Consider the following 8,721-nt stretch of genomic DNA (forward strand, 5'->3'; position numbering starts at 1 on the left):
TATGTAATCTCTACCTTACCTGTGTAGTCACCTGGGGTATTTGTATCGATCACACCTTCTGGAGTTACATCTTTAACGACAACATTTACTGGGTTTCCATTCTCATCTGTGATTGGATCAACGTTATCTGTTAAATCAACTGTGCCACCTTTTGCTACTTCTTCAGGTTTCGCTGTTGGTTCGTACTTGTCTGCGTCACTTGGATCTTTTTCTTGATCGACAACAACGACAGGAACATCAACGATTTCGGAACTTCCATCAGGATAAGTTACTTTAACCTTTCCTGTATAGTTTCCTGGTTTTGTAGTATCAACGACACCTTTTGGTGTAACGTCTTCGACTTTTATCGCAACTTGATTTCCTGTATCATCAGAAATTGGTTTTAGATTATCTGTGAGATCGTACTCAGAACCCCGAATAACAAATTCAGTCTCCACTTCAGGCGTATACTTATCAGCATCTAGGTTTTCAACCTTAACAGTTACGTTTACTTTATCTTGAGATTTATCTGGGTAAGTAACGACCACTACAGCTGGTTTGTCACCTGCTGTTGTGATATCCACTGGTGTTTCGAACTCAAACTTAGTTCCTTCTGGAAGCTCTGAAACATTACCGATGGATTTCTCTGCAGATGGGGTTTCTCCAACTTTAACTGTTTGATCTGCTGGAGTTGGTTCGTTGGTATCTGCTTGAGTTGGGTTTTCTGAAACCTTAACGGTTACAGTCACCTTGTCTTGTGATCCATCTGGGTAGGTTACTACAACTGTTGCTGGTTTGTCGCCTGCTGTTGTGGTATCCACTGGGGTTTCGAACTCAAACTTAGTTCCTTCTGGAAGCTCTGAAACATTTCCGATAGATTTCTCTGCAGATGGGGTTTCTCCTACTTTAACTGTTTGATCTGCCGGTGTTGGTTCATTGGTTTCTGCTTGAGTTGGGTTTTCTTCAACCTTAACGGTTACAGTTACCTTGTCTACTGAGCCATCTGGGTAGGTTACAACTACTGTTGCTGGTTTGTCACCTGCTGTTGTGGTATCTACTGGGGTTTCATATGCGAAGGTAGTGCCTTCTGGAAGCTCTGAAACGTTTCCGATAGATTTCTCTGCAGATGGGGTTTCTCCTACTTTAACCGTTTGATCTGCTTGAGTTGGTTCGTTGGTATCTGCTTGAGTTGGGTTTTCTTCAACCTTAACGGTTACAGTTACCTTGTCTTGTGATCCATCCGGGTAGGTTACTACAACTGTTGCTGGTTTGTCACCTGCTGTTGTGGTATCTACTGGGGTTTCATATGCGAAGGTAGTGCCTTCTGGAAGCTCTGAAACATTACCGATGGATTTCTCTGCAGATGGGGTTTCTCCTACTTTAACTGTTTGATCTGCTGGAGTAGGCTCGTTGGTATCTGCTTGAGTTGGGTTTTCTTCAACCTTAACGGTTACAGTCACCTTGTCTTGTGATCCATCTGGGTAGGTTACTACAACTGTTGCTGGTTTGTCGCCTGCTGTTGTGGTATCCACTGGGGTTTCGTATGCGAAGGTTGTTCCTTCTGGAAGTTCTGAAACATTACCAATAGAGTTCACTGCAGTTGGTGTCTCTCCTACTTTAACCGTTTGATCGGCTGGAGTTGGTTCGTTAGTATCCGCTTGTTTAGGTTTCTCAGATACAGTAATCTTGAATTCCTCTGTAACTGGTTTTTCATTTGAATCTTTAACTGGATTCCCGTTTTTATCTAAAACAGTTACCGTTACTGTGCTTTCACCAGCAGCCGTTGGTGTGCCTGAGATAGTGTTTGTAGTTGGATCAAAAGTAACACCATCTGGAAGACCGTCAACTTTGAAAGAACCTCCATTTGGTACTTTCTCACCTGTTACAGTAACAGGATTGATTGCATTCCCTTGTTCAACTGTTTGATCTTCAATTTGTGTAATAGAAGATGCTGCTGAGTTTGGATCTTTAGGATTTGTTCCATCTTTTGACTCATCCGTATCTGGGATACCGTCGTTATCATCATCTTCATCATCCTTGTCTGGAGTATTGTCTCCATCTGAATCAAGGTTGAATACTGCATTCACTGAATCTGTAGTTGTGTCCGGATAAGTTACCACAACAGGTACCGTAACTGTTTCAGCGGTTGTTCCAGTCGGTGTAGCCGGAGCTGTTACTGTGACTTCTCCTGTATTCTCATCGATGGTAACTGTGTAACCTTCAGGTGCGCTAAAGTCTGGTGCAATCGCAAACTTGCTTCCTTCTGGTGCAGTTGTTGCATTTCCATCTTTGTCCGTGAAGGTTGGTGTTGTCGTTGCTGGAGTACCAGGAACCACATTCTTCTCTTCGTATGATGGTTCATACTTCTCGTTATCTGCTTTTTTCAAAACAAATTTCGCAACTGTTATCGCTGTTGTTCCATCTGCATAAGTAACCTCAACGGTAACTTCAGTGTCTTTTTGAGGATTAGTCCAAGTAATAACACCTGTTTTAGCATCAATTGTAAAACCTTCAACCGTTTCATCACCTGTATCTGAAACAAGTGCGAAACTAGCACCAGCAGGTACCGGTCGTTCCTCAACTTCTTCCGTGTGAGCTAAATCGAAGGTTGGTGTTTCAGAATCTGCAGACTGTTCCTGTACTCCCTCTGTTACTTTATAAACTGGTAACTCACGATAAACTGCAGTGAAAGAATCTTTTTGCATTGGATCAGCCGGACGGGATCCATCCTCATTCAATGCATACAATTCTGCAAAGTAAGTGGTAGTTTTTGTCAAATCGCTAGGAACTGTATAGGTGGATTCTGGAAGTTCTCCTGTTGCATTAGGTCTGATAGGTCCACTCGAACCAACTTCCTTACCCTCTTCATCTTTCCAAACAATTTCATAGGTTTCATTGCCAACTGGTGTGACACCAATAGTTGAGGTCCTTGCCGTATCACCTGGACCTGCAAAGTTACCCGCAGAATCATAGTTCACAATATCAAAAGTCAAATCATCATGAAATGCTGCAAAGCGAACATTTGACACATCGTTATTCCCAGGAATAAGAGTCGTACCTAAATTATAGTCTACTCCCCATGCAGTACCAGTTCCAACACCCTGTGTACCCCAGCGATTTGAAATATTCAAAGGTCCTTTTGGCACATCACCATAGAATGGATTAACAAATGATACACCTTCTTTATCCGTTGTGATCATCATCCATTCCATATTAATATGTTTAGGAGCCTTACTTAAATCAAGACGGGATCCATTACCATTACTTCCAAATGCACCATAGGATGCATCGTGAGCAACAATCCCATTCCACTCAACTCCCTTTCGGGTTTCTCCATTAGCACTCGTTACCTCTGATTCAGATTTTGTAACGGAAGTACCATAACCCTGGTTATTCCAAGCTTGGCCATAGGTTCCATTAAATTGAATATTAAATTCACCTTTGGCATCAGTCTTAGCAGACACTGTTTCTGCGACCCACTTACTGCGATCAGCTTTTACTTGTTCAAGGATATATTCCCGAAGTTTATTTTCATTTACTCGTGTCCAATTAGAACCGATTGAACGGATATTTCCTTCTTGAGTAGCAGCGTTATAAGTTGGCTTCCATTCTGAAGATTCATCTACAAAGTTTGCCATAACTTCAGGGGAATTCAAGTGTTTAACTGCCCAGTCCGTTAGATAAGAGGCATAAACCGTCACATTTTCAAGTCCACGGTCATAGTCAGATTGACGACTTACCAAGTCATTCCATAGTTGTCCACCTGCCGGATTGTAGTTATTCCAATAAACAGCCCCTGAAACGCGACCACCAGACCCTGATCCGCTGGTAAGCGCTGGTGTTTCTTTTGCGTCTTGTTTCCAAATATCATCAGTTTTATGGGCATAACGAATCTCTACATTTTCTAATTTTCCTGCAGTAACATTCTGACCTGCTCCAGCAGATGCATCTAAGATGATTCCCTCTGGTGAGATTTGTTCTTCACCATAAGAGTATAAAAGACTATATTTATTAGTATCAGGATTAATAGACCAAATGCGCCACTTCTCGAATTGCGGAGTCTGAGGATTCGCATTAAATTGATAGAGCTTACCGTCTGCCCCAATAAACTCATGCAGTCCAATTGCAAAACTGCCGTCAGCATTTGTTACTGTCTTATAAATTGGAGAAGCAAAACCATTTTTTTCATACCATTGGGCATAGACTTCAACGCCCTCTAGTGGTTGATTATAAGTATCTTCATCTGTATTAATTCGTCCACCAGAGGTTAGTCGCACATTTCCGCTAACAGTACGATCATCACTAGCACTAACAGTATTTAAAATGGCATCCGCTTGAGTTGTTCCACGATTAGATGCATACAACTCGTTCATCTTACGAGCTTTCTCAAGCAAAGCTGTAACTTCTTTATCGCGATTGATAATTCCTTTTGTTAACTTGTTCAGTTCAGCTGTGTAGTATTGAATCTCTACGCTATTTAAGTTAGACAATCCCCTAATTTCGGCAAGTGCTGCTTTATAGACATCCGTTGTAACTTTACGGAATGCAGTGTTCTCTACAGAAGCAGCCTCAGACTCTCGTTGTGCACGAGTTTTCTCCAAATAGAGCAAGGCATTTGCTTGGTTAGCTTGTGATTGAAGGTTTTGCAATTCCCCAATTGTAGTTGCACTTTCAATCAATTTAGCGTAGTCTTCCCGATCAGTTGAAGGTAGGTGCTTCAATTTTTCAAGACCGCGAATAATTCTTTCTTTTCTTGTTGAAAGATCTGCTGGGGCAGCAGTTTCAACTTCGCTTTGAGGAGCTACTGGTTTTTCAACCAGCTGGTCAGTTGCTGTTTTTTGGTCAGCAGGTTTGACTTCAGTTTCAGCCTTTACTTCCTCAACTGGTGCCACTGGTTTCTCCTCGGCAACAGGGGTTGTAGTTGCTTTTGTTTCTTCTGTAGTAAGGTTTTCCTCTACTTTTTCTTCTGAAGAAGGGGCAGTGGTTGACACTTCTTCAGTTTCTAAAACAACTGCTGGCACATTATATACCTGCGAGCTGTCTTTAGTCTCTGAATCCAGACTTACATCTCCAGCTAAGGTGAATTCAGATTCCGAAGAAGATGACGATTTTTCCTCAATTGCAACATCCGATGCTGCTACAGTTGTCGTTGCACCAAGGGCAAGAACAAGGGAGCAACCAAATAGAAAGTGCTTTCCTTTTTTGATCATGCGCCAATTCGTTTGCTTGGCGCCCTTACGGTTAAAATACATGGTATCCTCCTATTTTTTTTATGATGGTACACCCTAAGTATAACACAATTGAGTAAATTCTACACAAAAATTCAGCACATAAAACAATATCCGTTCAGACAATAATTTTGGTAATATGATTCAAAAAAGAGGTTAAGATATTCATCCTAACCCCTCAATAATTGTATAATTATATCTTAATTTAATAAGATACTTATCGATCTTATGGTTGTGGCTGTTGCTGGGTCACACAGTGGATCATCCCACCATTTTTGTAGAGCTTGCTGACGTCAATTCCAACCACTTCCCGATCCGGGTAAAGTTTTTGAATTTTGTCCATGGCTTCTTGGTCATTCGCATCGGAATAGATTGGTACCAAGACAACCTCATTCCCCACGTAGAAATTGACATAGCTGCCCTTGTAGTCGAGCCCCTTCACGTTTTTCTTGGTCAGGGGCAACTCGGTGATTGCGTAGGCCTCACCTTTTGCATTTTGAGCCGCATACAGAATCTCTAAATCCTTCCTTTTAATTCCTTCATATAAATCAAAAAAATCGGCTTTGCTCACTGCTACCATCCGCTTGTCATCCACAAAACGGGCAATGGCATCAATGTGGGCATCGGTAATATCTTCACCACTGACCCCATCTAACCAGATAAAGTTCGCAGCGCCCAGATACTGAGTCATGTAGGCTTCCGCCTCTTCCTGGCTCATGCCAGGATTCCGATTCTCATTCAGGACAGCGCTGCGCGTGAGCAGAGCAGTCCCATGACCGTCCAACTCAACCGAACCACCTTCCAAGACAAAGTCTGCTACGTCTAGGCGAGAGTACCCCTTGGCCTCTGCCACACGCTGGGGAATGACATCGTCATTTGCGGACTCCATCTTGCCCCCCCAGCCATTAAAACCGAAATCGACAATCCGCAACTCCCCTGCTTCGTCCCGTACGAACATCGGACCCGAATCACGAGACCAGACATCATCACTAGGCACAACCAAAAAGTCAACCTGGCTCATATCCAAGCCTTTCTTCTCCAGAAGCGCGTGAACACGCGCTTCTTCCTGCTCATCGTAGACCATGATGTGCACCTTCTCACCTGTATGCAGTGACTCGGCCATCTGAACCCAAATAGGCTCAATGGCTTTTTGGTAAGCCTTTCCATAAGTCTTAGCATGCGGCCAGGTCAGCCAAGTCCCTTCGTGCTTCTCATCCTCCGCCGGAAACGTAAACTTCTCCATCGCAGAAACCTCCTTATTTACAAGACAACCAGCACCCAGACTTACCAAAGCCAAAGCCGCCAGCAACACCTTTTTCCATTTTTTCATAAGAGAAAATTAGAACCTCTTCCTTCTAGTTGATTTACAGGATAGCATGACAAAGAAGAAGAGACAACTAAAGAGACTTGATCTAAACAATAGACTTCCTGCGGAACCAATGTATGTGATCCAATTTCACAGCAGGAAATAGCGCATAACCACACTGAAATATCTTGTGACTTTTTGTGACTCAGTCTTTTTTCAAATGATAACTCCGATGAATCTCAAGTTCCGTCACTGTTTTGCAGGAAGTCTAATTATCGATAGCCTGGGATCAAGGTCATTTGGGAATGTAAAACAATCATTCACCCTAAAATAAAGATACCCTACTTTCTCCCAGCTTGCCCTAGAAAATTCGAAAATTTAGAGCTCATTCTTGGAACGCATCGAACCGAGTATTCTTTTCCCGTGTAAAATCAGTACACTCTGGATTCTAGCCTGACTGTGAGAATACCAAATACAATTCAATACCTAAAAGTTTCATCTAATCCACATAAAGATCCGACTGCTCATTCAACCAGCTATACAATAAGCCGATAACAAGACCTCCACCAACGAAATTTCCCAACCCTGACATGAGGAAATTCATCAGAACGCTAGTCAGTGTCATCCCTTCAACAGCTCCACCAGTTGTAAAAATCGATAAAAAGAATATAGAAAAATTCGCAATGACATGCTCAAAGCCAAAGAATGCGAAAATATACATAATAAAGGCAACAGATATCAGTTTCCCTGCATCATCCTTCATTCGTAAATAACAAAAGACGGAAATGTTCACAATAATATTTGCAAAAACACCATCCATAAATAAAACCCAGGGACTCTTAGCCAATTTCGCCACTGTTCCCTCCACTAAGAAACGACTCTCCATTAAAAACGGAGAAGTTTGACTTAAGAGAAATGCTACGATGATAGCCCCAATAAAATTAAATCCTATACAGGTGGCTAGGATTTTCAATGCTTTTTTAGGAGTCAGTAACTTTCGATGGGTAGCTACTGTCATATACATCATATTTGAAGTCCCCAATTCGGTATTCATGTAAAGCAGAATCAAGAGCCCCCATCCAAAAAGAAGACCATATCCAAACCTGCCCAATCCAGGAACGAATTGATTCATTTTATCAGCTGTAAACATCGAAATAGCAATTCCAACCGCCAAATAAACACTGGCCAAAATCGATCTCAACGCATAAGCCCAATAGCTTGTATCATACAAGTCTTCTTTTTTCAAAATACCCTTTTTTAAGATAGACATTAAACTATTTTCTGCTGCCATAACAATTCCTCACTTTTTGAATCTTTTTTCACAATATATTATACAAAAATTAGCAGGTTTTGAAAAGGCTTACACAAACATTGTTTCAGTCTATTAACTGGTTACACACACCCTCTTTTATACCAAGACCTCTGCCGCTGCAATCACAGAAAATAGCTCAGGGTTTACAACATCACGACCATAAGCATCCAAAAAACAATCCGCGAACTCATTGGTCTGAAGGTTAAAGTTGAGACTCCAAATCCCCCAAAAGAGATCCATATGCCGATCACCCACACCTCCGGTTCCCACATCAATGAAGCCCGTCAGCCGCTAATCCTGCAACATCACATTGGGAAGGCAATAATCCCCGTGCAGGAGCACCCGACTTTGAAGCAGATTTTTACCATCTTGCAGTACTTTATAAGCCTCCTCTGCGGAAGAAAAAGAAAAGGAAGATTCGAATAAAGTTGGATTGAAGTGCCCTAACCGATAGTTCCTTTCAGCCAGGTCCAGAAAAGTCCCCGTCCTGTGCATAACAGGACAACCATCAACATCAAGATCATGGAAACGCCATAGTTCCTGCCCCAGCACCTCACTTAAACGACGAGGATCTTCCAAGTATAGTCTTTTATTTGAAAATAACACAGTAAAAAAGCGCAAAAAAACACTATCTGTGTTATACTTAAGGTGAACATATTTAAAAATGTCTTAAGGGTGTTGCCGCATCCCTAATGCTTTTGCTGCTTCATAAGTTTGATGTGTTTTCAAAAGTTTGTAGACAATTCTTAGTATCTTATGAGCACAAGCGATAACAGCCTTCATCTTACTTCCTCTTTGGGAAACTCGATTGTATAAAGATGAGAAAGCTGGATCTTTGGAGTGACCTGCTATCATACCCGAGATCGTTAAGGCATGTTTTAAGTATTTATTTCCTT

General features: G+C 41.9%; 6 protein-coding genes. All 6 read right to left on the reverse strand.

Annotated elements, in window-relative coordinates; all coding sequences use genetic code 11:
- On the reverse strand, window positions 1–5,231 hold a 5,231-nt coding region (locus I2503_RS09820; RefSeq protein ID WP_196967662.1), incomplete at its 3' end, for a Rib/alpha-like domain-containing protein.
- A gap of 202 nt (window positions 5,232–5,433) precedes the next feature.
- Window positions 5,434–6,450: an agmatine deiminase family protein gene (locus tag I2503_RS08410; protein WP_196967663.1), complete on the reverse strand. Its 1,017-nt coding sequence runs from the start codon at window positions 6,448–6,450 to the stop codon at window positions 5,434–5,436.
- A gap of 562 nt (window positions 6,451–7,012) precedes the next feature.
- Window positions 7,013–7,804, reverse strand: a complete 792-nt coding sequence (locus tag I2503_RS08415; RefSeq protein WP_247644704.1) for a formate/nitrite transporter family protein — start codon at window positions 7,802–7,804, stop codon at window positions 7,013–7,015.
- A 117-nt stretch (window positions 7,805–7,921) separates the two neighbouring features.
- The gene (locus I2503_RS08420; protein ID WP_196967664.1) at window positions 7,922–8,065 is read right to left on the reverse strand and encodes a hypothetical protein; all 144 of its coding nucleotides are present in this window, start codon (window positions 8,063–8,065) and stop codon (window positions 7,922–7,924) included.
- A gap of 51 nt (window positions 8,066–8,116) precedes the next feature.
- Entirely contained in the window at window positions 8,117–8,404 is a 288-nt protein-coding gene (locus tag I2503_RS08425; protein ID WP_196967665.1) for a phosphotransferase, read from the reverse strand.
- Between the two features lie 90 nt (window positions 8,405–8,494).
- On the reverse strand, window positions 8,495–8,721 hold a 227-nt coding region (locus tag I2503_RS09515; protein WP_210766831.1), incomplete at its 5' end, for a hypothetical protein.

Origin of the sequence: Streptococcus sp. NLN64 (assembly GCF_015831295.1) — a bacterium.
Lineage (GTDB): Bacteria > Bacillota > Bacilli > Lactobacillales > Streptococcaceae > Streptococcus.

Bases quoted from the DNA above. Each gene is read 5' to 3' on its own strand.
- I2503_RS08410 (WP_196967663.1), bottom strand. From the start codon at position 6,450: ATGGAGAAGTTTACGTTTCCGGCGGAGGATGAGAAGCACGAAGGGACT.
- I2503_RS08415 (WP_247644704.1), bottom strand. From the start codon at position 7,804: ATGGCAGCAGAAAATAGTTTAATGTCTATCTTAAAAAAGGGTATTTTG.
- I2503_RS08420 (WP_196967664.1), bottom strand. From the start codon at position 8,065: ATGGATCTCTTTTGGGGGATTTGGAGTCTCAACTTTAACCTTCAGACC.